The organism is Bacillus thuringiensis, from assembly GCF_022095615.2.
Lineage (GTDB): Bacteria > Bacillota > Bacilli > Bacillales > Bacillaceae_G > Bacillus_A > Bacillus_A cereus_AG.
Genome location: NZ_CP155559.1, coordinates 2,430,720 through 2,455,443, shown reverse-complemented (window position 1 = coordinate 2,455,443; position 24,724 = coordinate 2,430,720). Strand labels below are relative to the sequence as shown.

Sequence of the window (24,724 nt, the reverse complement as noted above, 5' to 3'; positions counted from 1 at the left end):
AGCCCCGAAATAGTATTCGGGGCTGGTTTTATTAATAGGCGTAACATAAAGTATTACTCCTGATTCACTCTTTTGAAAACGAAATGAGAGCTATGAGTGTGTGCAAACTACATGACCTTTTGGCCAGTGCTTTATATAATACGAAATCAAAGATAAGTTTGATTTTGTCCGAGAACATAAAATTATGAAGCACAAAAGTACTAACCTACTGAATATGAGCACCGAAATGGCAAAATAGGTGAAATTATAATGAACTTAAAATTACTTGTATGTAGGGCGAGAATTTGATATTTATTTGCTGACTCAAATAAATATTTTATGAAAATATATTCACGGTACTAATATTACTAGGTTGGTTACCAACTGATATCGTATTTTCTATAGGAGTGAAATTATAATCCAGCACAGGTTGATGAAGGATAAAACTTCGAGAAGGTTTGTGTGTGATTTTTACTTTATAAGCAATCGTTATTGTATCACTTATAGGCAAATTTCCTAGAAGTAGTCTTTCGCTTGGATTTACAGCAACACGTACGGCATTAACTGTTACACTATCCGAGATAAACATCGTTCCGTCTGGAAAGCCTGTTCGAAATTGAACGCATTCTGCAGTTGTCGTGCCATTATTTATGATGGTCGTTGTATAAGTAACAACATCACCAACGGAAACATGTTCTTTATCCGCTGAATGAACAATAGTCATCTTTGGTTCGGACGCATTAACTTGTAATCCAACTGCAAGAAAATTGATTGAATTCACCTGTTCAAATGGCAGATGGAGTATCACCGATGTTTGTTCTGATAGCAATGTTGAAGAAATATCAATCTCTTCGTTTAGTATTGACTGAGATTGGTTGTTTATCTGATTCATTATACTATTTAGAGGATAAGTGGATATTGCTTGTTTTATAGACGATCCAAAAGATATGCGTGGAGTAGAAGATAATATCTGCTGTATTTCTCCAAATAAATAGAGGGTTCCCTGAGTTGGACCTAGTGATGGTGTTAATAGATGAGAGAAGATACATGGATATAATTGTTCATTAATAAAAAGGCTAACATGGCGGACAGGAAAATTAGGGTCCCCGTATATGACCATTAAGCCCCAAATCGGGTCTCGCTTTGCTGTATATTCATCACTATGGTCAGAAAAATCTACAACGAAGTTAGTGGCACCACTATACGGGACAAAGGAGGTAACATTTATAGTGCGCACATAACTTGAACCATGTTTACGGTACTGTTCGTCTGTAGGTGGTATGATATGTGTCTGACCGTATACCTTTATTTCTATATTCGTACGTAAAGGTGAGTCAGTCACTACTATTAATTCTGCATGGAGAGTATAGCTAGTTGGCTGTAATGAAAATTCGCATGCATTACTGAATTTATTTCCTATAAACTTCAATGCTAACCGATCAGTTTTAGTAAATCTCATCTGTTTCTACCCCATTTATACTGTCTTTTGATTTGAATCTCATACTGAATAATGCTTCTCTTTATTAATTTATTCAAAGTGCCTAAAAAACGATTATAGAAAAGGTAGACATTTTAAGATTTGTAATTGTAATTTTTATGCCAGAAAAATGTTAGTTATTACTTTGTTCCTCTTTTCAATTAAAAGCTTAATTATTAAAGACGTATCACATCCATATATACTATCAAACTTAGAGTACCAAAAAAGTATATCCGCTACTTCTTTTGCAGTCCCCTTTTGAATCATGAAGTACCTAGAACCACATAAACCTTTACATATACGTCATATTTTACGGCAAGCTGCTCAAGCTTTTTTTCTCTATAATTTGTTACCGTAAAGAAATGAATAACTGGTACTTTCCCGTTATGCTTCTGTTTATAAATTTGTGTAAGCTCTTCATATTTTTTTATCTTTTCTTCATTCACTTTCATTTTCTGTGAGCGATCTACTTCGACCGCATGGAGTATACTTTCTTCATCCCGAAACTTTACATCAGGAACTATCTTCTTTTTCTCCTTATTCTTTATATAACGTATATCCGTTTCAATCTGCCAATCGTCTGGACAAAATAAGTGCAGCCATGCTTCATTCCATAATAATGCATGAGCTAGTTTCCCTCTCGATACAACCTTTCCATCATCACCAAACATGGCATGCCCTTCTTTATTGAGGTAATACACGTATTCTTTCCCTTGCATGGTTTTACTCACGTATGGTTTTAAATCTCCCATAATACGGTTTGCATTACGTATACCGCCCATATCATGCACACTCATCAAATGTCTTCTTGTAGCAAACTGAAGCTCTCCAACAAAGGTAAGAATTATCTGTTTTTTTAAGAAGTAGAATTTAAATTATACTGATACATATTAAAATCTTTTGCAAATACCTCTTGAACCAATTGAATCGTTTCCGCGTCATAAAAACTATCATAAGTAGGTAGTCGTGGGAAAAGAGGAGTTGTAATATCAGCGTCTGCACAAACTCCTTTGTAAATCATATTACTTCCTTGATAATGCCAAGATTTAGATAATAGATCTAATGGTGATTTTTTAAATTTATATTCTTCTTCTAGTTTCGAAATGCCCGTGTTGAAATTTTCCAGATAAATATAGTCTGTAACGAATTCTTCTTCTCCCTGTATATATTGTTGTGTAAAGTGAGGGTCTACTTGATCTAATTTGGTCATGTGTGCTTTTAAATAATACAAAAATAATTTAAAGGAAATGGGTTTATTGCAGGTTTCGTCACCGTACAAAAATTTTCGAATGGGCTTCCATGCGGGATTCTCGATATGTGGTGGCGGAATCAGAGCAACAAAAGAACTTACTGCTCTTCTATAAGGATTTCTTACTAATTTGTACGTATTTTTCTCTTTAGCTTGTAATTCACTGGCTAATTGTGTTACATAATGTGTAGAGTTTTTATATACTTCAAACTCATAGTAATGAACGAACGATTTATATTTTATCGCTTCTTTAAATAAATTAATTTGATAGAAAAACCAGTGAGCTAGCGAGGTGCATCCACTTTTTTGGCTCCAAAATAAGATTATTGGAAAGTCCTTATGGAAATGAGGGACACGGCCCTGCTTATATATAAAATTATATAGTTCTGTATGATTCATTTTCAACCTCCATTCTTATACAGTAAAAACATAAAATTTTATTAATAAGTGATAACTAAATTTAATCCACTAATACCAATAATGATAGCTAAAAATATTTGAAGTGGTTTAACTGGAATCTTAGTGGAGAATTTACTACCAAGTATGACACCTGGGATAGAACCAATAAGTAAGTGAATTAATAAAAGATAATTTACGTTTCCTAAATTCATATTTAGTATGCTTGCAACAGTTACTAATAAAAAAGCATGTGCAATATCTGTGCCTACTAATTCGGCTGGTCTTAGTTGATATAAATAGATCATTGCAATAGCGAATAAAGAGCCTGATCCAACAGAAGTAAGTCCCACAATAAAACCGAGTACTGCACCAATAAAAATTGTTAGGCTCTTTTTTTGCACTATAGTCTGTTTTTGAAAATAATTTTGTTTAGATTCATTATAGAAGAATGTCTTTATTAAAATAGAAATTGCTGCAAGGATTAAAACATATCCTAATATATACTTTATAATTCCCTCTCGACTATAGTGAAAAATCGGTAAGAAATGAATCGTTACTACTGCGATAATAGCACTAGGTATACTCCCTATAGCTAGATATTTTACTAATCTAAAATTGATAGTCTTCTGTTTCCAATGTTGGGATATTCCAAACATTTTAGTAATAGAGTTATATAATAGATCAGTTCCAACAGCTACAGAAGGACTTATACCTAATGTTAGAAGAAATGGAGTCACTAATGCGGCTCCACCTATCCCTGTTACTCCAACCAATCCCCCTATGATGAAACCTATCATTATAATAGAAATACTCATTATAGTTCCCCTTCCATACCACTAACTTTTAATAGTTGTGGTCGTTTTAAATAGACTCTATACATAGTGGGAGTTATAGGGATAGGAGTTAAAAATTAATTTCATTTTTTTTATATCCATATACTTCAAAATCATCATTATATATTTCTGAAACAAGTTTTAGAGATTCATCATCATAAAAACTTTGATAGGTGGGTAATGAAGGAAATTGTGGATTTGTAATATCACTATCTGCATAGTTTCCTTTATGAATCATTTGGTGTGACCTGTGATGAGAGGAATTTGTAAGGAGTGATATATCAGAAGAAAGTAATCCAAATTCTTTCTCCAGCTTCGGAATTATTTTATTAAAATTCTCTAGTTTTATATTTTGTTTGATGACCTTTTCTTCCCCTGCAATATATTGTTGTGAAAAATGTTGATCTAACTGACTGGATTTAGCCCCTATTTCTTTTACATAATATAAAAATTGTTTAAATGAAATTCCTTTTTCAATATGCTCATCATTATAAAAATACGATTTAATATCTTTCCACTGTTTCAAGGCATAAGGATTGTTATAAAGTACTAAAAATGAACTGACTGCCCTTTTATAGGGATTCCGCACGAGCTTTATAGTCTCTTTTTTTAAGCTTAAAAGTTCCATTTCTAATTCTGTATAATAACTGGTTGTATTTTTATATATTTGAAATTCATAATAATGGACAAATGGATTATACCTCATTGCTGTCTCATATAAGCCAATTTGGAATAAAAACCAATTCGCCAGGGACGTGCAGCCACTTCGGTGACTCCAAAATAAAATTATAGGAAAATCCTTATGGAAATGTGGAATACGTTCGCTATATTCAATCAATTCTTTAATATTGTCTTCCATCAGCAAGAGTCCCTTCGTTATTCATGATATTTCGTACTGGCATAAAACCAAAGTTTTATTGAAATCTTAAATACAATGGTAACTACTCATACCATTGTATTTAAGTAGCACTGTAAAAGTACTTAAGTTTATACATAAAACCCTAACGTATTGAAAAAACTTATGTATGGTTTGACCTTTACATGCCCATAAACTTAAGAAGGAAAATAATATCCAACATAATTATATGCATTTGTGAATCCTGTATTTTCTGTAACTGAAGGCTTGTTCAATTCCATACAATCCCAATATGGAATTATGTCATTCTCCAAACAATCTAATCCAAAACTATAAGCCATCTTTTGAGCTAATTTTCCCATCGTCTAAAGCTTTGAGTCAGCTAAATCTCTTAAACGCGGTGCAAAACGAAAACTGAGTAAATGGGCTAACCAAAAACTTGATCAGTATAATTAGCTGTATCTGTATAATGTTCTTCAATCGCTAAATCTGTCTCATGGTGAAGGCGTCTATTAATAACATGTACAGCATCTCTAGCAAATGTTCATTTATGAATACCAATAAATTTTTAATATAGAAAAACGCCATGACTAACTGTTATGGTGCTTCTTTAGGCTTAACACTATATTTTTAACTTTATGTAATCCGTTTAACCTCAAGATAAGATGTGATTGTAGCTTATATCCCGTTTTTACACGTATCTCGAGGGCTCCTTAAAATAAAAAAGTAACTAAGAAACTCTTAGTTACTTTAAACTGGAATGGTGTATGACATTCCTGAAGCAATCTGCTTGCTATTAACATATGCTAAGTTATCGGTAAAAATATCTATTATGAGTGGGAAAAGAATTTTTTTTTGGAGTGATCTTGTTTTTAGCAAAGTTTCATATCTGAAACACATCTGATTGTATAAAAAAAGAGATGGAATCTTATGTAATCTTTTTTATTGAATATATGTCCTATTGTATAAAATTAAAATTTATTCCATTTATCTACAGACGGAATGTATACCAGGAGCATTTCTTTTCTTTGTGCATTTATTAGAAATAGTAAAGCCTTTTTAAAGGAATAAATCGGAGGTGAATTTATGTCAAATAAAAAAAAATCAAAACAATTTAATTCTAAGGAATTATTATCCGCAGCTAATATAGATCCAAACTTAATTGGTCCTACATTCCCGCCTATCCCACCATTTACACTTCCAACCGGACCAACTGGACCAACTGGATCAACCGGAGATACAGGTCTAACTGGACCGACGGGACCAACTGGAGATACAGGTCTAACCGGTCCAACTGGATCAACCGGAGATACAGGTCTAACTGGACCGACGGGACCAACCGGAGATATAGGTCTAACTGGACCGACGGGACCAACTGGAGATACAGGTCTAACCGGTCCAACTGGACCAACCGGAGATACAGGTCTAACTGGACCAACTGGAGATACAGGTCTAACCGGTCCAACTGGACCAACCGGAGATACAGGTCTAACTGGACCAACTGGAGATACAGGTCTAACCGGTCCAACTGGACCAACCGGAGATACAGGTCTAACTGGACCGACGGGACCAACTGGAGATACAGGTCTAACCGGTCCAACTGGACCAACCGGAGATACAGGTCTAACTGGACCGACGGGACCAACTGGAGATACAGGTCTAACCGGACCAACTGGATCAACCGGAGATACAGGTCTAACTGGACCGACGGGACCAACTGGAGATACAGGTCTAACCGGTCCAACTGGACCAACCGGAGATACAGGTCTAACTGGACCAACTGGACTAACCGGAGATACAGGTCTAACTGGACCGACGGGACCAACTGGAGATACAGGTCTAACCGGTCCAACTGGACCAACCGGAGATACAGGTCTAACTGGACCGACGGGTACTAGTACTACAGATGTATCAAGTTTTGCTGCCAACACTACCGGCGCAACAATTGCTGTAGTTTTAGGTGGAACCCCAGTGCCTCTTCCTAGTAGTCAAACTCTTTCTGGTGGTATAACAGTTAATGGCACGAATACTATTTTCACTGTACCAAATACTGGACGCTATTTCATTAATTATGAAGTCAATTTAGAAGCTGCCTTATTACTAAGTACACAATTACTTATTAATGGCGTCGGTAATACAGCTTCTACAATTGCTCCTCTACTTTCAGTTAGTCAGTTTAATAATACTATTATAGTACCATTAACCGCAGGAAGTACTATAACATTACAATTATTTGGGTTACTTGGTGCTGCTATTTTATTACCAGGAAGTGCTGGTGCTACATTGACAATAATGCAAGTTTCATAATGAATTTATTTACTTCTGTGGTGAGTACTCATTCATGAATACCAATAAATTTTTAATATGGAAAACACCATGACTAACTGTTATGGTGTTTCTTTAGGCTTAACACTATATTTTTAACTTTATGTAATCTCTATAGCCTTAAGGTAAGACTTGATTAGGGTACCGCCAGTATTTCCACGCCAGGATAGGAGTGCATAAAATGATGCATAGGATAATACAAAAAAAACGCCCCCCCAATTGTATCAAAATTTTGTGCGTTTTCCTCGCTGCCAATAATAGGGTGTTATGTTAACTTTACATGTATACTGTATACATTATTTTTTTATAAAAAAGATAAATATATTCGTAAGAGGATTACAACTGTTAAACCTGAATATAAGTAATGTATAAAAATATTATTTCATTTTGAAAGGAGAAATTTATATTCGCACAATTTTAATTTCCCATTTTTATAATGAAGAATATTTACTTCCTTGGTGGTTAATGCATCATACCAAATTATTCGATCATGGCATTTTAATTAATAGAGGTTCAACGGACCGATCCGTTGAACTATGTCGTCAATTTGCTCCTAATTGGGAGGTACGTGATTCAAAAGTTCCAGAATTTGACGCAATATTAGTTGATCAGGAAGTAATGGATATTGAAAAAGAAGTGAATGGTTGGAAAATGGTGTTAAATACCACTGAATTTCTTTGTTGTATTGATAAAGAAGAGTTTTTTTTAGCACTTAATATTTTAGGGAAAAATATGTATTTGATTAGAATGATTATGATGATAGATGACCCTAATTATGGTTATAAAAACCCAAGATATGGACTTCCTTTAGTTAAACAACGATATCATGGTATTTTTGCCGATACACCTATTGGTGTTTTTTTTGGAAGGTTTATTCATAGCCATATACATGGACATTATGGACCTGGTAGACATGCAACTACACTTCCATTTATAACTTACCCTTCTGCTTTTGTTTTAAAATTTTTTTATAGTCCATGGACTGATGCTATGAAAAAACGAAAACTTCAAATTGCTCCCACTCTTTCAGAAGCTAGCGCTCAACAATTCAATTTAAAAGCTTATTACGGAACTTCATTAGATCATTTAGAACAACTTTATAAACCTTATGCTAAAGAAACTCAAGACCTTCGCTTAAACACAGAATATAAAAGGTTATTTCCAGATTTATAGTAGTAATTTTTACTTTCAATGCTGATATTAATTAAATTCCAATAACGAATTTTACGTTAACTAGCCTTTTTTTGTGTGGGCTAGTTTTTTCAGAAATGCTGGCTATATTCCTGCCTAAAGTCTTAATATTCTAGACATATTGAAACAGAATAATTACTTATCAAATATAAAAAAATTATTATAAGGAGAATTATGTATGAAAATATGTGTACAAAGATACAGGGATTAATATTGCTACAATAATTTAAAAATGCCTTGATAAAATGGAGACCATTTGCTTCACTTCCGGAACAATTCATAGGAATTAACGAAATTCTGAACGATTTAAATAAGGTTCCCAAACCGATTGTTAGCGAAGATATGCGAGAACAGATTGAACGGGGGCTTATTCATTCAATGCAAACTCATGAAGAAATTCTAATTTCATATTACCGCGATGGTCTGACTCATGACATGTACATAAGTGTTTTAAATATAGAGCCAATGCTCAAAACTGTTTATTGCACAGATGCATTTGGACTAAATACGGAATTTAAATTCGATGAATTAGTTAATATAAACTAAAAAAAGCCGCCATAGGACGGCTTTTTTCTTACTTCACATACACATAGGCTTCATTTGCTGTTACATATGCAACAGAACTCTTACTTCAAATGTTAACCAAGTCGTTTTAAAACATGTTATTACTTTTTATATATCTTCTATTACATACACCTTCACAAAAACATCATATTTAGCTGCCAACTCTTCCAGTTTCTTTTCTCTGTATTTGGTCACTGTAAAAAAATGAATAACTGGTACTTTCCCGTTATGCTTTTGTTTATAAATTTGCGTAAGTTCTTCGTATTTTTTTATCTTCTCTTCATTTACTTTCATTTTCTGTGAGCGATCTACTTCAACCGCATGGAGAATCCTTTCTTCATCCCGAAACTTCACATCAGGAACTATTTTCTTTTTCTCCTTATTCTTTATATAACGTATATCCGTTTCTATTTGCCAATCATCCGGACAAAACAAATGTAACCACGCTTCATTCCGTAATAATGCATGTGCAAGCTTCCCTCTCGAAACAACTTTACCGTCATCACCAAACATGGCATGCCCTTCTTTATTGAGATAATACACATATTCTTTCCCTAGCATCGTCTTACTCAAATACGGCTTCAAATCGCCCATAATTCTGTTTGCATTTCGAATACCGCCCATATCATGCACACTCATTACATGTCTTCTTGTTGCAAACTGCAATTTCCTAATCGTCGCAAGTATCGCCATCTGACGGTTGATTTTCATGTGACTCTGGATGTTCATGTTTTTCCACCTCATATTCTTTTAGATGTTCCCACATGACCTTGTCATCGATATATGGCACTTGCAATACGGTGAAGTTTTCCTTCGTATAAATAGCTCTTCCTGGAATAGATGGTAGTTGTTCTAATCCGGACTGATCAATTACAACTTCTGATGCGGTACGAGTCGGTAATCGGAAACCAAGTTTTGCATTCGCCATCTGTTTGACTACCCTTGGCAATGTGTCTCCTGTTGGATACTGTGTACAGAAGACAATACGAAACCCAAGTGCCCCTCCAACACGTGCAATATGACTCAGCATGTATTGGCACTCTTCCAGCATTTTATTATGAGCTCTCGGTAATCCTTTTGCAGGTGCGAGTACTGCTCCTTCATCTACTACAATGAAATATCGGTCTTTTTCTTTCGTGTGAACAATATTCTTGATACCACGTTCTTTCATGTACTTCCCACGCTCATGCATTTTCTCCATTACTTTCAACAGCATGCCATATGCTTGTTCTGATGTTTCTGCGATTTGTTCAACCTGTTTCAGTTTTTTATATTCGCTAAATTCGAGCCCTTCTTCTTTTAAATCAATTAAATAAAAATGTGCATGATCTGGATTTGCTAATGATAAGGAAGCAAACATATTTTTAAGGAAAACAGTTTTCCCCATACGAATTAATCCACCTACAGCCATATGCGGTGTTTCATCAAAATCGTGATATACAATTGTTTCTAGACTCTGGCCAACTGGAATACGCCACTTTCCTTTCGTCACTAAATCCATTGACCATGACCAGTTTTTTGGTATTTCTCTGCGGAATACGCGAATGTTCAATTTATAATTATCGTACTGAATACGTACTGGTTTATTTAACCCCTCAGAAACAACGTCTTCTACCTTTTGAATAATTTTACTCGGCATGCCAAGCGGTAAGGTATATACATAAGTCGTACTACGATCATCCTCGATTTGCTTTTGGAACTTCGGGTATTGCAATTTTTCTTCATTGTTTCTTTTAATCGCAATACCTGCTACTTCAAAAAATACTTGTATCTTTCGTTTATCATCATTTTTTCTTTTGAACTTTTCACCAAATAATGCCACTGTCAAACCTGCAGCTGGAACGAGTAATAATTCAATCATTTTCTCCACTCCCCATATACCCTTTATAAGGGTATATATCCCTTATTTTTGGAAGACTACTGTACGTGCTATATGTCAACGCCCTGTAAATGTCCAGTAATTCCATGTTGGCGTTCCCTTATAGAAATACGAAAAGAACATAACGTAGAAGATACAAGAACGAGCCTGTGAGCGTTGTGTACATGGTCATACGTGGAAGCCAACGTGGCACACTCTGCCCCATTTTTTCTGCAATCTTCATCGTAATCACTGACAAGCCTGTTGCCGTCCATACTACTATCGCTTCTCCTACGATTGTCATTTGAATCCCTCTTTTCGAATGAGTTGTAATCCCTTCGGTGTCATAACCGGTTGATACTCATTAATGACATCTCCCCAATCAAGCGCTTCATCCTCATCTTCGTATAAATCATCCATTATATCGTTCGATAGACGGTAATATCCTTTATACTCATGTTTGTTAAAAATTTCATGTCTTTCCATGTGATCCACAATTGCATTCGTTTCTTTTTTACCATTAGAAGCTCTATACATACTTCTTAATTCTTTTGATGGATACAGGTAAGGCGTTTCATTCAAATGTGAATATTGCCAACGCATATGCGCCCTCTCCCCTCTTGATGTCCTTGATTCCACTTGGTATTCCTCGTGGTCTTGATAAAGGTATATGACCTAGAAAGAAGGATTTTGCCTGTCCTTCGAGAAAAAATTCGTAGGACAAACAAAAAAAGGGTGAGAATATGGAAAGTCGTTTGAAAGAAATCTTAGATGAACGCGGGATTAAATACAGTTTTATTGCTAAAAAAGCTGGAATTGCAACCTCTACAATGACTAATTTAATAAAAGGTGGATTTCCAACCTTGCCTGTTGCATACCGAATAGCTAGAGTGTTAGATATGCGTTTAGAAGATATTTGGATTGAAGAAGAGGAGTGACTTATATGACAAAAGAAATTAATTACAAAGGTTTTACCATTGTAGAAAAATATGGAGATCGAAGAATTGAAGATGTTTTTAAAGAAGCATATGAGTTATTTTACGGGGTTTACGTTATAGTCGAACGTAAAGAACAACCCAGAAACGAGTGTGATATGAACCATAAGTTTGCCGGAACGGCAAACTTATACTTCTAATATGCACACAACAAAAAAAGATAGCTCAATAGACCATCATTAGTAGGTTACATAATTCTCGTTATCAGCAGTCAATCTGTCTAGAAACCTAGAAAAAAGCCCTTCAGAAGATCTGAAGGACTTTTTTCTTCACATAATTTGTGTCACCAAAAGTTAATTTTCTTGTCAAAACATGATTTTAAAATAAACAAACAAATTTATCCCGGAAACAATAAAAAAAGAAATAGCCATAATTTTATTTGTTTTCTTACTTCCCCTTTTTTGAAAAAAAAATAATATACCTAACAAAAACATAGTAATTGCTAATAATAATTGAGTTATAGCTGTATTTGATTGAGTAGGATCATTGTAACTATAAATACAAAAACCGATTGTAATGAAAGAACTAATAGCCAATAATATTCTAGCCATGAAACCCACTTCCTTTTAATCCTATATTATCAAAAGAAATACTGTATAACATTATGTATACTTCATACATGTTTGGTTAACATAACGTCCTATTATCGGGATTCAATGTATTTAGAAGACTTTCGTGTTCACATAATTATCGTTATTGGACGTTGCTTTTTTTTATTTTTTCTCACTAATTTTAAGCCGTTTTGCACTTCCGAAAAATGCGCTTCCAATTATGAATATAACGGAAGAAAGATACATTGTTATCCCTGAATATTTACTATCAAACGCTGTAATATTGAGTAAATTAATAAACATTATCAATATAAGTGATATGTACAATCCATTAATATATTTCACTTATTCCCCTCTCTTACTTTTTAAAATTTATATTGTTTACTTATTTTTGACTTCATTTTTTCCGATTTGATAACCTAAGATTGCTCCTAGTGTCAATAAGAAAAAAATACTCCATTCGAATTTACCTGTAACAAAATTAAATATTAAATTAGATACAAATACTCCAATAATAAATAAAAATAATTTATTAAATTTCATTATTAACTCTCCCTTATAATTAACAAATCAAGAACATAAATATATTCTTGATTAAAGTAAGGAAACCCTTTTATTCTCGTATATCCTATACACACTTAGTTAACATAACGTCCTATTATCAGAAGTTCTCCTCACCAACAATCCCCGGCTTATTAACATGCTGCGAAGCATCCTCTTTACCTATATATGCAGTTTCTTATTCATCCCGTTATATCAGTGGCTATAAGCTATCAGTTACTTTATTTCCTATACCCCATATGTATAAAATTCCGCATAAACTAACGGCAAACTTATGGGTTAATTATTAACTCACGGTAAAGTTATGCTTCCATTTTTTTTTAGATAATTAGTTGAATATCTTCTAAAATAAGCAATGTTCGGCAAGTTTATTCTTCCAACTGCGGCAAACTTATGAGTAAAGTGACAACGAGAAAAAATAAACAAATATATGAGCCATCATTATGACAGCTCGTATATTTTCATCAAACTATTCTTTTGTGAAAAAAATTTAGCATAAACATTTATCTGTCAATAATAAGTTCTATCCTTCACTAATATTGGATACACTATTTATACATCTGGAGAATCATCACGTGAGACACTTTCAGCTGGGGAAGGTGTCTTTATTATTTTCAAGTCATATTGTATATAGTGGATACATATAATTAAAATGCCAATACTGTAATAAAAAAAAGAGTATTCCTCCCATCCAACCAGGAATGCTCTTTTTTCATTTTCTTACCTCACATACACATAGGCTTCATTTGCTGTTACATAGTATGTTTTCCCTTTGCTATTGTGTACTTTATATTGTGGTGAACCATTAACACTTACTTTTGCATCAATCGTAAACCCTAACCCTGCATCTAAAGAACCCGCAACAGCTTTATCCTGCCAAGATGGAGCATTGTAGAATCGTAGATTGTTAACTTTTGAAACAACACGCTTCCCTACAATAGAAGAATCCACCGTGCTTTTCTTACTAAACTTCACATAAGATGGATCATTTTTAATCCATTGTTCACCGCCAAGGTTTAACCAACCATCCTTTTCAGCCCATACAGTATAAGCTTCTGGTTTGTTTAACTGACGAATCTTAGAATAACTTGTACCAGGTCCTTTACGTAAGTTAACATTATAACCTTCAATATACGCGATCCCGTCTGTTACAGCTGTTGGAACTTCTGCTGGTTTAGATGGCTTCTCAGGGACAGAAACGTCTGCACTAGAATTATTGTATGCTCGTTGTACATCTGCTCTAAATTGCGCTTCTGAAACGCCATGAGACTTTAAATAATCAAGTGGATCTTCATGATCTGTACCGCCAAGATATTTAGTCACATCGTAGTGAGTCCATAACCCTTTTTCTACAGATAATCCACGATCACGAAGAATTTTAGCTAATAACTTAATGTATTTATCATAGCTGCGTTTGAATTTCTCATAATCCTTTGTTTCGCATAATTCCACATGAACAAATCGTTTATTTGCCCCTGGTCCAGCACCATAAGAAATGTATTTCGTATCAGCAATTTGGATTGTTTCATTCCAATCAACTGCATAATGTACGAATGCTGAACGCCATGTACGAGACTCATATTTTTGAATATTAATAGCTGGCGCTTCTGGTGTTGCTGTCGAATGTGCTACAACGCCCTCATAAGCACCTACACCATTACGGTATGGTTGTTTCGGTAAATCAGGAATAATAAGTGTTCTATCCGCAAAAGCACTTGTTGCAACAGATAAAGCTAAAATAACAGCAAAGACTACAGAAGAAATATGTCTTAATGTCTTTTTCATTTTACATCAGCATCCTTTTTCATAATTTTTGTGTGGTCAAATAAGCCACTTGCTGATAACCCAATGATGATTCCTTGAAATACATTTGTTTTGATATCTCCGTCCAAAAATAAAACGCCTAGCAAAATGCCAAGCGTTAAGTTTAATAACGGAATATATTTTGTTTGTAATCCAATTGTTTTTACGATTTGTGAAAGACCAACTACAATTCCAATCATTACAGCTAAACTAACCATTACATACCACCTCCTTTCATTAAGAAAGTGAGAATCCCACCGATAATTCCACCAACTATAAGTCGTAAAATCCAAGTAGTATTGGCGCTGATTTTATCTAATTGTTTGTTGATATTAATAATGTCTTTTTCGTTACCCGTTGTTCGCATTTCTAAGCTTTTAACTTCTAATCTTATTTCCTTAATTTCTTGCTTGATTTCTTGAACATCACTTCGCACATCTTGTAACCCTTCCACGTTAACCACCCCTTTTTAGGCAATAAAAAAAGACCAGCTTATGGCTGCTCCGGTTTTTATATATTAAATTATCGAACTAATAATTGTTCAATAGCTGTAATTCTACGATTCATCAGTTCCATAGCTGATTCATGCTGTTCTTTTAATGCTTGCATCTCTTGAGCATGTTTTTCTTCTAAAGCTTGGATTTTTTGATCTTGTTGAATTTCTAGTTCTTGTAAAGCTTTGATTGTAAGTGACGAATATGAGTATAAGTGAATCCCTTTACCACTTTCATCAATAAATGATTCATCACATTCATCTACAATTGCCCCGTAGTATGTTTTAATAGCATCTGTTGTCAATGGCGGCTCATTAGGATCTCTCTCTTCTCTCATTTTGTAAAGCTCGTTTACCGCATTCTTATAGTTAAATTGTCTCACTCGTACATTCCTGATTTTTTCTAAGGCAGAAAATGATACATCACGAATATTAGATTTATATTCCCGTAATGAGGGACTCATGAAATTACCTTGAACAGATCCCCATCCATTCTGTGTAACGGATGACTTGACTTGAATGATACCTGTATATCCTGCTGCACGGCTGTTACGTAAAGTGATATTAGGTAATTTTAAATCAGAATCTGTACCATTATCTTCAACGACTAACGAAGTTTGATATAACCCAACTTTTCCTCGTCTGAAATACCAACTCCCATTCCCAGCATAAAACACATGGTAGTCATTAGCGTTTAGAACACTTAGTCCGTTTCTTTGCAACTCCCAATACACAGATTTTTTGATTTCATTATTTTCTATGCCATCGCTAATACCAATGTTCGCATAAGCCCCAGGCCATCCCGCACCTGCTTGAGACATAAATAACGTGCCTGCTGGAGCGTTAGTCTTTTCATCTGAACCTAAGATGAAAGTCGGTTGCACTGCACCATCTGCTCTTCTGTAATGCCCCAGAAACGCTCTAGCAACTCCACTTTCATATAGACGTACAAATTGGTCATCTAAACTAACATAGTTATTGGTGTTTGATGTTCTAATTTGGCAACCGGTCAGCAATCCAGCTTTAATCCACTCAGCGTTAACTTTACCGATTAAATCTATTCGTGCGGCATTTAACTTAATATTTTCTTTACTCATGTTAATGGCTGCAATGACATCATTTTCTTTTACAGATATGCTAATGCCCTTTTCTGTTAGTTGAAGGCGCGACTCCATATCTCTTACATAAGAATCTTTTGCAAATTGTCCATCCGATTGCGTCTTAGTATATACCTCTGTCTTTTTTGCTGCTGCATTAATCCCCTGTTCATTGATAATTAAGCGGTTATCGATTAGAGTCATTTTTTGATTAAATTGCTCAGTTGCAAGTTTATTAGCTAATTCACCCAATAAATCTTGTTTATTTTTATCAACTGTTTGTTTCAGCTCAGGTATCTTAAACCCAGCAACATAATCTTCTACTTGTTTAAGCTCAACTTTTGCATTGATTGCGGTTGCCTGTTGTTCAAGTTTTGTATTTGCTTCAGTAAGCTTCTTTCCTTGATCTGATACTACATTGTTTAAATTACTGACTGTGGAAGATAATCCGCTTGCTGTTTGTTCTACAGTAGTCATACGCTTTTCGTATCCGGCTTGGCTGTTTTGAACATTTGTTACAGTGGTAGCAACACCTTCCACACTTTTTTCAATATCGGTTGTTTTTTTTGTGAATTCATCGGCTGTTACCTGCTCCTCAGGAGGGGGCGTCCAATCCTGTGGCTTATTCCCTTTATACAAGGCAACCCATTCCACAATAGATTTTGTAGTACTACTCGGATAGTTATATAAACTTAACTTTCGTTCATTTCCACTTGTAGCCGCAACAGCCTTGAAAGTTACATAAGTTATTCCATTAGCGTAAACACTTGTTGCATATCCAACATTGCTAGACCCGCCATTCATCCAAATTCCAAATTTCTGACCTTGTGGTACATTCCCTTTAATTACAAAGGTATATTCCTCATCTGTAGAGAAATTTTCAGTAGAATTGTATTGATTGATTAAATAACCGGTCTTCTCATATTTAACATTTGATTTTAATAAAAGGTTGCGTCCACCAGTTTTATCGCTATTCACCTTTGTTTCTACACTTGTTAACTTCTCACTGGTTTTCCCAGCTTCATCTTTCATTTCAGTTGTTACTTTCCTAAGGTCATTTGTTGTTTGTTGCACATCAGAAATAGTCTTTCTTGTACCTTCCACAGTTGATTCAACCGTATTTAATTTACTGCTAATTTCAGTATCTTTTTTCGTTAACGACTCAATAGAAGTTTTAAATCCACTAGAATCCTGTTCGAACTTAGTTACCTTCTTATCAATTTCACCTTGTTTATTTTGTACATCTGAAATCGTACGACTAACACCTTGTAAACTTTCCTTCACTTCATTTACTTGTCCTGTTGCTTGATTTTGCGCTTCCTGGACCTTTTTATTTAGCTCGTTTTTTGTGGACTCAATATCTTTACTTACTTGGTCTAGGGTTTCTTTTTTTACTGATTCTACATCTGGTACAACCGATTCCCAAGCTGCACCTGTCCATATCTTCAAAATACCGGGTTTTCCATTGCTGATATCACGCCAAAGTGTTTTAAAAGGTTTAAGACCTGTTGTTGGTGAATTCTTTGATTCTATAATTTCAACGGTATTATTTTTAATATTCTCTTGCACCTTTTCAGCAAGTGTTTTCGCTGCTTCTGATTCTTTTTTTGCATTACTAGCGGTTTCATTAGCTTCTTTTACTAATTTATCTAGCTGATCTATCATTTCTTGTTTATTTCCAAGCGAACTAAGAATACGATTGTAAATCTTTCTTAGTTCTTCATTGGGATCAACAATTTCATGGTAATCCCCAAATACATATTTATCTTGTAATGGATTTTTAAATGATTCATCACTAGCAATTGCTCTTGCTTCCAAATAAAGTTTAGGTTTAAATCCAGTATCTTTAATTCGAATCGTATCGCCCTCATTGATTAATTCATGATTTAGTCCGAATAAACGACCGATTGATTGTGCTTCAACTTCATAAAAAACAGAAGAATTTACACGTTTTTTTAACTCTGTATTCATAAGGGTCAATAAACGCTTTGGATTCATATCTTGGTCTTCTGTCTCTGGACTATAGAATCCAAATTTATGCTGTCCCTTCTCACTCCATCTTTGAAAAGCATCGTTGTCCACAAGATAAGGGACACCGTTATTTATTTCTGTAATGGTAATGAACTCTCCGCCTTCTTTTTTTACGAAACCTAATAAGGCTGTACAGATGTTTTGAGAGTTCTCAATACGTTTAATCCCCATTAAATCTTTACCTAACGTGACTTCCTTCCCTGTTTCTCTTCCCTTTTTCTTCACCATGTCTACATACCAGCCCACGATTTTCGAACCAACTACTTCAACACGATATTGAACTTCTAGTTCAAATAATGATGCTATCTTTTTAAGAAAGGTTAATGGGTCAATAAATTCATCAATAATCATTGTGCGGAACCCGGAATACTCAATATTCCCTATTTCATACTTAGTCCCTACTAAAGCTACAGACGTTAATTCATGTGCTGTTTTCGATTCAAATCTCTGTGGAGGAATAATGCCAGCTTTTGCAAGTTGAATCCATTCACCAGACGCATATGTAATTACTGATCTTTCATTAGAGTCCTTTTCCGCTTCAGTAATTACATAAGGTACAATACGACCATCACGCACTTCTTTTAATACTAAGTTTTGCTGCATAAGTGTGGATGCATGACTTGTATTATCAAATACTCGAAACTCTAATGTATCAATGTTATTTTTGATTTCCCAATGTCTTTTATCATCCCAATAATCTGTAGGCTGAATAGATGCTACGATTTGTTCTGTTTTAAAATCAACAACATGCAATTCACCACTTGGCGTTCTCATCTATATCGCTCCCTGTAACTGATTGTAGCTGTAAAATCCGGTGGCATAATATCAATACGATTTTCTCCACGTATGATCTTAGGAAACTCGCTAAATATATCTTTAATATTAATAGCATCTTTCCCGTTAATCGTAACAAGGCTTCTTTCTGTATCAATAATTACTTTATCTCCTGCATCGAAAATATAAGGTTTTGTATTAGAAGAGACTTTGTTTACCTTCCAAACCTTTAAGTCATCAATTTGCATTTCGTTAATAGGCTGGTGATTATCCCACTTACAAAGCGCAATCATAACTTGTGCGATTTTTCGGTTTGTCATTGGATTACTGTTGTCAACATCGTTCCATTGTTCAACTAGGGAAGCTCCGTCTATCTCTTTACCACCTATAAATTTAGCTACATATACAGACCATTTTGTCCCTCTTCTAGCAATACGCAGGCGTCCCCGAAATTGATTGAAAGTAGATAAGTAATAGCCACTTGTATCTACTAATTTACGAATGCTATTAGGTGTTCCGCTATTCCCGATTTTCATATGTGCTTTTGTAATTTCTGCCGTTACGTATAAATCATTCATGTTAATACGAGCTACCAGATTACTTGCCTCATCCAATAAGAGAACTTCACAACGACCCATTTCATCAATATTTTTGGATTTTAAAGTCATCCATGCCTCTATTTCAAAATCTTGTAATGGACCGCCTGGAATACTTTTCTTAGCTATTGCACCGTAAAACCCTTTCCCTTCTCCGTATTCTTCACAATATAGTGCGTAACCGCCTTTTGATTTAAAACTACCTGTCCCTATCATATCGTCAAATTGTCCAGTAACAGGAGTCCAGCCTATAGGCGAAGCCATTTCATCCCATAACACACGCTCACGTTCTTGTACCGTTGATTCCTCCACAGTTAGGGGGTAACCAATACGGAAATAGTTTCGTTCTAAAGGATATTTACCAAACCATACATCTAAAAAAGTGCTTGGTTTTTTTACAGTCATTTCAATTAATGGTGGAGATTCTACACTACCTTTATTCGTGAAATTAGAAGTAATCTCAGTAGACCAATTTTGAGTGAATGTGTGGGTTTGTACTTTCCCTAGTTTATAAGGTATCGGACAAACAAATTTGATTGTACCGATTCCGAGCGTTACAAATTCATCTAGATCAAAGCTATCGTCCACAACAGCTAAATATGTTCTATTTGGTTCTACATCGAAAGTAAGCTCTGTTGGCTGATCTGTAATCAGCCAATCTGCAATTTCTTCTTTTATAATTTCTAAATCCGATCCATCAGGAACAATGATTCCTACAGGGATAGATAAAACACGCATTTCCGTTTGTGTGTTTAATAGTCTTGCGCCTGGATATCCAGGAACACTTAGGAAATTCCTTTTTAATGGCGCCCAAGCTGGTCTTTTCCATCCTTTTGCGATTTGAATAAAGTCTTTTCGTTCGTTATTAAATGTAAAAGAACTCATGTTGACACCTCATTTTTTTATATAATAAAAGAAACCCAAACCTAAAAGTCTGAGTTTCTTTTTGTTTCTCTTTCTTGATACTCGGTTGTATATCGATACGTGCCACGCGCCACATCTCGTCCCTCTAAAACAACAGGAACTTCAACAACTAAATCGCCACCAAGCATTGGAAGTACTCCACCATCAGATGATCCTGAAGAGTGATTAAATATTTGATTTGATACGCTGCTTGTCATGGCTTGTTTACTATTTGACATACTTCCATACACACCACTCATGACAGTCTTTAATCCTGATAATTGACTTACAGAACTAGCCATCACACGGCTCATATCACTCATTAATTGATTGATTTCACCAGGCATAGTAAATTGTCCACGTGGCATAGCTGCCACTATTCCTGCCCCAATATCGCCAAGTGTCTTTTTATTTAGCGGAAGTACCGCTTCGTCCCCTGCTTCGCCCGCTGCTTGATAACGTCCATTATTCATTCCGAATATAGTTGGCTTAGTGAAAATACCACCCTTGGCGCGCCAATCTATATTGAGTCCAGAAGGAAATGTAATATCTTTACCTAAAACATTTTTAGTACTAGTTTGTAAACTAAAATGTGGAAGAGGTGGCATTTCAGGTTTAGGGATTTTTAACTTCAGATTTTCAAAGAATCCTTTGATTTTATCGATGAAGCCCTTTACTCCATCAACCGCATCTCTTATTGGATCCATAATAAATCTTTTTGCCGCTTCAAATTTTTCTTGTGCTGCATTTTTCACTGAATCAAATTTTTCTCTAGCTGAATTATATAAATCAGTAAATTTTTGTTTGGCCTGATTATAAGTATCTGTTACTGGTTGAATCACATATTGCTTTACTAAATTCCAAGCTGTAAGCGTATAGGATTTTATAGAATCCCAATTTGATAATATCCAATTGGCTAAATCAGAAAGCTTTTGTTTTGTTGTATTCCACAACTCTTGAACTGGTTGAATTACATATTGTTTAACCAAATTCCAAGCCATAAGGGTGTATGATTTAGCAAGTTCCCACTGAGAACTTAACCAAGAGATTAAATCACTAAATTTCTCTTTTACCAAGTTCCAAGCTTCCTGTACAGGCTGGGTAATATATTGTTTAAATAATCCCCATGCAACTTGGGCCACAGCTTTTGCGATTTCCCATTGTGTACCGAGCCATGTAACTAATTCACCTATTTTTGTACTTACCCAATCATAAACTTGTTGAATAGGTTGAATGATATATTGTGAAATGGCTGCCCATGCAATTTGCGCTCCTGCTTGAATGAGTAACCACCCTGCTTCTAAAACGGCTGCCATAAATGAAATAATTGGATCTAATACGGTAACGATAGTATTCCATGTTTCCTGCCAAGCTTGTACGAGTGTCCCCCACAATTCTGAAGCCGTTGTAACTAAAGAAGTCCACCAAGAAGACGCTGTTTCCACAATACCTGACCACAAACTACTAAAGAATTCACCTATAGGATCAAAGAAACTATGCATCATTTCAGTGAATGAAGCCCAAGCACCTGAAAAGAATTCAACAATAGAATTCCATGTACTACTGCATATTTCGCCAATCCCTGTCCATAAATCACTAAAAAACTGACCTATTGGATCAAAGAATGAATGCATAGTTTCTAAAAATGAAATCCACGCTTCACTAGAGGATTGAACAATACCATCCCAAAGCTCTATTAAATATTCCTTAATAGAATTCCATGTTTCTATTGTCCAATTTTTAATATCATCCCAATTTTTATAAATGGCAATTCCTAGAGCAACTATAGCCGCTATAATAAGAGGAACAACAGCAACTATTCCTAGTGCTGCGGCCGCTCCAATCTCAAATACACTCATGACCGCCATGACTATAGGAGCAAGCGCCATAATTGCACCTGAGATTATACCAATAGCCATCGCAACAGCTGTTAATGTGGCTGCTAACTTTGGATTGTTTGAAACCCATTCAGCTATTTTAGAAATGACATCCGCTATGACACTAAGAACTGGCTGAAGTGCAACTTGTAAATCCTGCATCGCTTTTTGAAATTTAACTGCGGGGTTTGCATCCATTTTCTTAATGGAATCATTCAGTTTATCTTGTTGCTTCCCAAAATCAATTGTTTTCTCTTTCGCACCTAGCAAAGTATTAATGATGTTTTGTCCTTGATCTTCATACATTGTCATTTTGTTATCGTAAAGGCTTTTTATCCTCTACTTCTTACAGTTCATTTCCTGTAAGTTCGGCATATGTTTTCACTAATAAGTGTCGCGGTCTCGTGGAGGGATTATATCTTTTCACCCTCTATGCTCTGCCCCTGACTATACTTCGTATAGCCTTCGGTTCAAATTAGGATTCTCACCCTCTTTGCTTTATACCGCAATTTTACTTCGGCACAATTCATCATCTACCGAAAAACTTAACACCTAATTCATTACGTTTCGTTTCATCATCAACTTCTGATAAAGCCTGTGCAATTTCAGTCATAGCTGCTGAACCTTCTTTACCACCATTAGCTACTGCCTGACCCCATTTTTCAACTTGTTCTGCTGAAATTTTTGTTCCTTCAAGAGCTTCTGTCATAGCTTTATCGACACCTTGACCGAACTCAGCGGCTTTAACACGCCCTTCTTTTAGACCATCTAAGAGATTATCAATCATTTATATTCAACGTAACTCGCAACGTCACGCCCGTTCTCTTATGAACTGCTATACGTCACCGCATAGATTAGACTATATCTTCAACTACTAGAGTTGCTCCCCGTTTCGAGTGTCATATGCTTACACCCTACGTCTTTCGACTAGTCGTTGCACGTTCCTTAATTAAAAGGCTTCGCTCAGTATTGTCTCACTTGAGAGTTTCACTGAATTAAAGGAGTTTTTCATTGTATGTCGCCATACAAGGGAACTATAATCTAATTCCAGGTTCCTGTTTCAACGCCAGCGGCCATAATAGCTTGTACTTCTTCAGCGTTGTAGCCTGCTCTCGTAAGTTGACCACCATATTCAGCGATAATATCTAATTGTTCCGGTGGAAAACCCATTTTTAATAAGGCATCAGCCATACCAAGAGCGCCTTCTTGTGAAATGCCTAGTTCATTACCAATTTCATTTGCTTCTTGAATTAATTCAGTAAAATCTATTCCAGCATAAGCATTAGAAATAACAGCTGCACTCTTTACAATAGAAGCATTTGCTTCATCACTAACACCATTATTCAAAGCCCACTGTCTTCTTACACCCTCAAGTGCTTCTTCTGCATCTAATCCATAGGCCGAAATACCTCTCACTGCATCCTCTACTGATTTTTTTGAGGACTCAGGAACATCAAATCCTATTTCAATTTTTGTTTTTAGCTTGGACATATCAAGTGCTTGTTCAACAGCTGTTGCGATACCTCCGCCAGCTGCCAAACCACCGATAACATTTTCAAGGCCTACTTTTAACCCCTCAAACTTCTTCTCCGTTCTTTCGGCTTCTTGCTGTAAATCTCTTAATTCATTTCGTACTTGCCGGATTGAATTGCCGTCATCCACAGATCGTAACGCACGTTGTAATTTTTCGATATCTGTTTCGGCTCCTAATGCTTCACGGCCGATAGTCCCAATCGCTTGCTCTAACTGTTTACTTGTAGCCGTTCCATTTCGAATTGCATTCACAAGACGATTTCCTAATGCTCCTGCAAAATCATCGACACTTTTCCCTGTAGCACTAAATAATGTTTCTAATTGTCGGGTGGAACTGGCTACACTGTCTTGTTCTGCTTTCATGTTTCCAAGTTTATTTTTCAGACCATTAAGCGATCCTTCTGTAAATTCAATTTCGCGCCTAAAAGTACGATATTGTTCTTCGGAAATTTTACCGTTTTGGAATTGTGCTTGTACTTGTTGTTCAGCTGCTTTTAACTTGTCTAGCTTTTGTGTTGTATTTTCAATTTGTTGTGTAAGTAACTGTTGTTTTTGAGAAAGTGCCTCAATATTCCCAGGATCAAACTTTAGCAACCGCTCAACATCTTTCAACTCTTTTGTTAAATCCTTACTTCGTTTATTGACATCTTTTAAAGCATTCTGTAGTCCCGTGGTTTCTCCACCAATTTCAATTGTAATCCCTTTAATTCTTCCTGCCATTTTCTCACCCCTTTCTTAAAATGAATCGAAGTCTTTTTGGTTTGCTTTTCTAACTTTTT

The 24,724-nt window shown here is 35.4% G+C and carries 23 protein-coding genes and 4 pseudogenes; 5 read left to right on the top strand and 22 right to left on the bottom strand.

The genetic code is table 11. The features are described 5' to 3' along the window. Nucleotides 1-316: 316 nt before the first annotated feature. From KZZ19_RS12680 to KZZ19_RS12650, 7 genes and pseudogenes are all read right to left on the bottom strand, one after another. Nucleotides 317-1,438, bottom strand: a complete 1,122-nt coding sequence (locus tag KZZ19_RS12680; protein WP_237980528.1) for a DUF11 domain-containing protein — start codon at nt 1,436-1,438, stop codon at nt 317-319. Nucleotides 1,439-1,719: 281 nt separating this feature from the next. Further along, the gene (locus tag KZZ19_RS12675) at nt 1,720-2,301 is read right to left on the bottom strand and encodes a replication-relaxation family protein (protein ID WP_322349756.1); all 582 of its coding nucleotides are present in this window, start codon (nt 2,299-2,301) and stop codon (nt 1,720-1,722) included. Between the two features lie 11 nt (nt 2,302-2,312). Next, nucleotides 2,313-3,104: a sulfotransferase family 2 domain-containing protein gene (locus KZZ19_RS12670; RefSeq protein ID WP_237980533.1), complete on the bottom strand. Its 792-nt coding sequence runs from the start codon at nt 3,102-3,104 to the stop codon at nt 2,313-2,315. A gap of 41 nt (nt 3,105-3,145) precedes the next feature. Continuing rightward, nucleotides 3,146-3,919, bottom strand: coding sequence for a sulfite exporter TauE/SafE family protein (locus tag KZZ19_RS12665; protein ID WP_237980534.1), 774 nt, complete (start codon nt 3,917-3,919; stop codon nt 3,146-3,148). 88 nt (nt 3,920-4,007) lie between these two features. Next, complete coding sequence (locus KZZ19_RS12660; RefSeq protein ID WP_237980537.1) at nt 4,008-4,796, bottom strand: sulfotransferase family 2 domain-containing protein; 789 nt, start codon at nt 4,794-4,796, stop codon at nt 4,008-4,010. Nucleotides 4,797-4,990: 194 nt separating this feature from the next. Further along, nucleotides 4,991-5,149, bottom strand: a pseudogene (locus tag KZZ19_RS12655) (GNAT family N-acetyltransferase); the annotation flags it as partial. A gap of 12 nt (nt 5,150-5,161) precedes the next feature. Then, a pseudogene (locus KZZ19_RS12650) lies at nt 5,162-5,298 on the bottom strand (Tn3 family transposase); the annotation flags it as partial. 581 nt (nt 5,299-5,879) lie between these two features. On the opposite strand from KZZ19_RS12650, the gene KZZ19_RS31175 reads away from it, so the two are divergent. From KZZ19_RS31175 to KZZ19_RS12625, 3 genes are all read left to right on the top strand, one after another. Beyond that, nucleotides 5,880-7,100, top strand: coding sequence for a BclA C-terminal domain-containing protein (locus KZZ19_RS31175; RefSeq protein WP_432442721.1), 1,221 nt, complete (start codon nt 5,880-5,882; stop codon nt 7,098-7,100). A 405-nt stretch (nt 7,101-7,505) separates the two neighbouring features. Further along, nucleotides 7,506-8,291, top strand: coding sequence for a glycosyltransferase family 2 protein (locus KZZ19_RS12630; protein WP_237981738.1), 786 nt, complete (start codon nt 7,506-7,508; stop codon nt 8,289-8,291). A 255-nt stretch (nt 8,292-8,546) separates the two neighbouring features. Then, on the top strand, nt 8,547-8,855 hold the full coding sequence (locus tag KZZ19_RS12625) for a YolD-like family protein (RefSeq protein ID WP_237981739.1): 309 nt from the start codon (nt 8,547-8,549) through the stop codon (nt 8,853-8,855). 126 nt (nt 8,856-8,981) lie between these two features. Here KZZ19_RS12625 and KZZ19_RS12620 read toward each other — a convergent pair whose 3' ends face one another. The 4 genes from KZZ19_RS12620 to KZZ19_RS12605 all read right to left on the bottom strand — a co-directional run bounded on the left by KZZ19_RS12620 (nt 8,982) and on the right by KZZ19_RS12605 (nt 11,334). Then, complete coding sequence (locus KZZ19_RS12620; RefSeq protein WP_237981850.1) at nt 8,982-9,512, bottom strand: replication-relaxation family protein; 531 nt, start codon at nt 9,510-9,512, stop codon at nt 8,982-8,984. A 31-nt stretch (nt 9,513-9,543) separates the two neighbouring features. After that, on the bottom strand, nt 9,544-10,734 hold the full coding sequence (locus KZZ19_RS12615; RefSeq protein ID WP_237981740.1) for an FtsK/SpoIIIE domain-containing protein: 1,191 nt from the start codon (nt 10,732-10,734) through the stop codon (nt 9,544-9,546). Nucleotides 10,735-10,852: 118 nt separating this feature from the next. Then, on the bottom strand, nt 10,853-11,035 hold the full coding sequence (locus tag KZZ19_RS12610; RefSeq protein WP_237981741.1) for a hypothetical protein: 183 nt from the start codon (nt 11,033-11,035) through the stop codon (nt 10,853-10,855). Then, nucleotides 11,032-11,334 (bottom strand): hypothetical protein, encoded by a 303-nt coding sequence (locus KZZ19_RS12605; protein ID WP_237981742.1) that lies wholly within the window; start codon nt 11,332-11,334, stop codon nt 11,032-11,034. The genes KZZ19_RS12610 and KZZ19_RS12605 overlap by 4 nt, the downstream gene beginning before the upstream one ends. Nucleotides 11,335-11,474: 140 nt before the next feature. Here KZZ19_RS12605 and KZZ19_RS12600 point away from each other — a divergent pair, with 140 nt between their 5' ends. Both KZZ19_RS12600 and KZZ19_RS12595 read left to right on the top strand, forming a co-directional pair. Further along, nucleotides 11,475-11,669, top strand: a complete 195-nt coding sequence (locus tag KZZ19_RS12600) for a helix-turn-helix transcriptional regulator (protein WP_237981743.1) — start codon at nt 11,475-11,477, stop codon at nt 11,667-11,669. A gap of 5 nt (nt 11,670-11,674) precedes the next feature. After that, nucleotides 11,675-11,866 (top strand): hypothetical protein, encoded by a 192-nt coding sequence (locus tag KZZ19_RS12595; RefSeq protein WP_237981744.1) that lies wholly within the window; start codon nt 11,675-11,677, stop codon nt 11,864-11,866. A 165-nt stretch (nt 11,867-12,031) separates the two neighbouring features. Here the strand turns inward: KZZ19_RS12595 and KZZ19_RS12590 are convergent, their stop codons facing one another. The 11 genes and pseudogenes from KZZ19_RS12590 to KZZ19_RS12540 all read right to left on the bottom strand — a co-directional run. Further along, nucleotides 12,032-12,277 (bottom strand): hypothetical protein, encoded by a 246-nt coding sequence (locus tag KZZ19_RS12590; RefSeq protein WP_237981745.1) that lies wholly within the window; start codon nt 12,275-12,277, stop codon nt 12,032-12,034. Between the two features lie 162 nt (nt 12,278-12,439). Next, nucleotides 12,440-12,622 (bottom strand): hypothetical protein, encoded by a 183-nt coding sequence (locus KZZ19_RS12585; protein ID WP_237981746.1) that lies wholly within the window; start codon nt 12,620-12,622, stop codon nt 12,440-12,442. A gap of 36 nt (nt 12,623-12,658) precedes the next feature. Then, a complete protein-coding gene (locus tag KZZ19_RS12580) occupies nt 12,659-12,820 on the bottom strand; it encodes a D-alanyl-D-alanine carboxypeptidase (RefSeq protein WP_100248486.1) in 162 nt (53 codons plus the stop codon). A gap of 738 nt (nt 12,821-13,558) precedes the next feature. Next, on the bottom strand, nt 13,559-14,623 hold the full coding sequence (locus KZZ19_RS12575) for an N-acetylmuramoyl-L-alanine amidase (protein WP_237981747.1): 1,065 nt from the start codon (nt 14,621-14,623) through the stop codon (nt 13,559-13,561). Further along, nucleotides 14,620-14,859 (bottom strand): holin, encoded by a 240-nt coding sequence (locus tag KZZ19_RS12570; protein ID WP_098239327.1) that lies wholly within the window; start codon nt 14,857-14,859, stop codon nt 14,620-14,622. Before KZZ19_RS12570 ends, KZZ19_RS12575 begins: the two co-directional genes overlap by 4 nt. Continuing rightward, nucleotides 14,859-15,095: a hemolysin XhlA family protein gene (locus KZZ19_RS12565; protein WP_097845066.1), complete on the bottom strand. Its 237-nt coding sequence runs from the start codon at nt 15,093-15,095 to the stop codon at nt 14,859-14,861. The genes KZZ19_RS12570 and KZZ19_RS12565 overlap by 1 nt, the downstream gene beginning before the upstream one ends. A 68-nt stretch (nt 15,096-15,163) precedes the next feature. Beyond that, nucleotides 15,164-19,036, bottom strand: a complete 3,873-nt coding sequence (locus tag KZZ19_RS12560; RefSeq protein WP_237981748.1) for a phage tail spike protein — start codon at nt 19,034-19,036, stop codon at nt 15,164-15,166. Beyond that, a complete protein-coding gene (locus KZZ19_RS12555; protein WP_237981749.1) occupies nt 19,033-20,517 on the bottom strand; it encodes a distal tail protein Dit in 1,485 nt (494 codons plus the stop codon). The genes KZZ19_RS12560 and KZZ19_RS12555 overlap by 4 nt, the downstream gene beginning before the upstream one ends. Before the next feature lie 41 nt (nt 20,518-20,558). Continuing rightward, nucleotides 20,559-22,721: pseudogene (locus KZZ19_RS12550) on the bottom strand (hypothetical protein); the annotation flags it as partial. A gap of 220 nt (nt 22,722-22,941) precedes the next feature. Continuing rightward, a complete protein-coding gene (locus KZZ19_RS12545) occupies nt 22,942-23,199 on the bottom strand; it encodes a hypothetical protein (RefSeq protein ID WP_237981751.1) in 258 nt (85 codons plus the stop codon). 257 nt (nt 23,200-23,456) lie between these two features. After that, nucleotides 23,457-24,665, bottom strand: a pseudogene (locus tag KZZ19_RS12540) (hypothetical protein); the annotation flags it as partial. Nucleotides 24,666-24,724 lie beyond the last annotated feature (59 nt).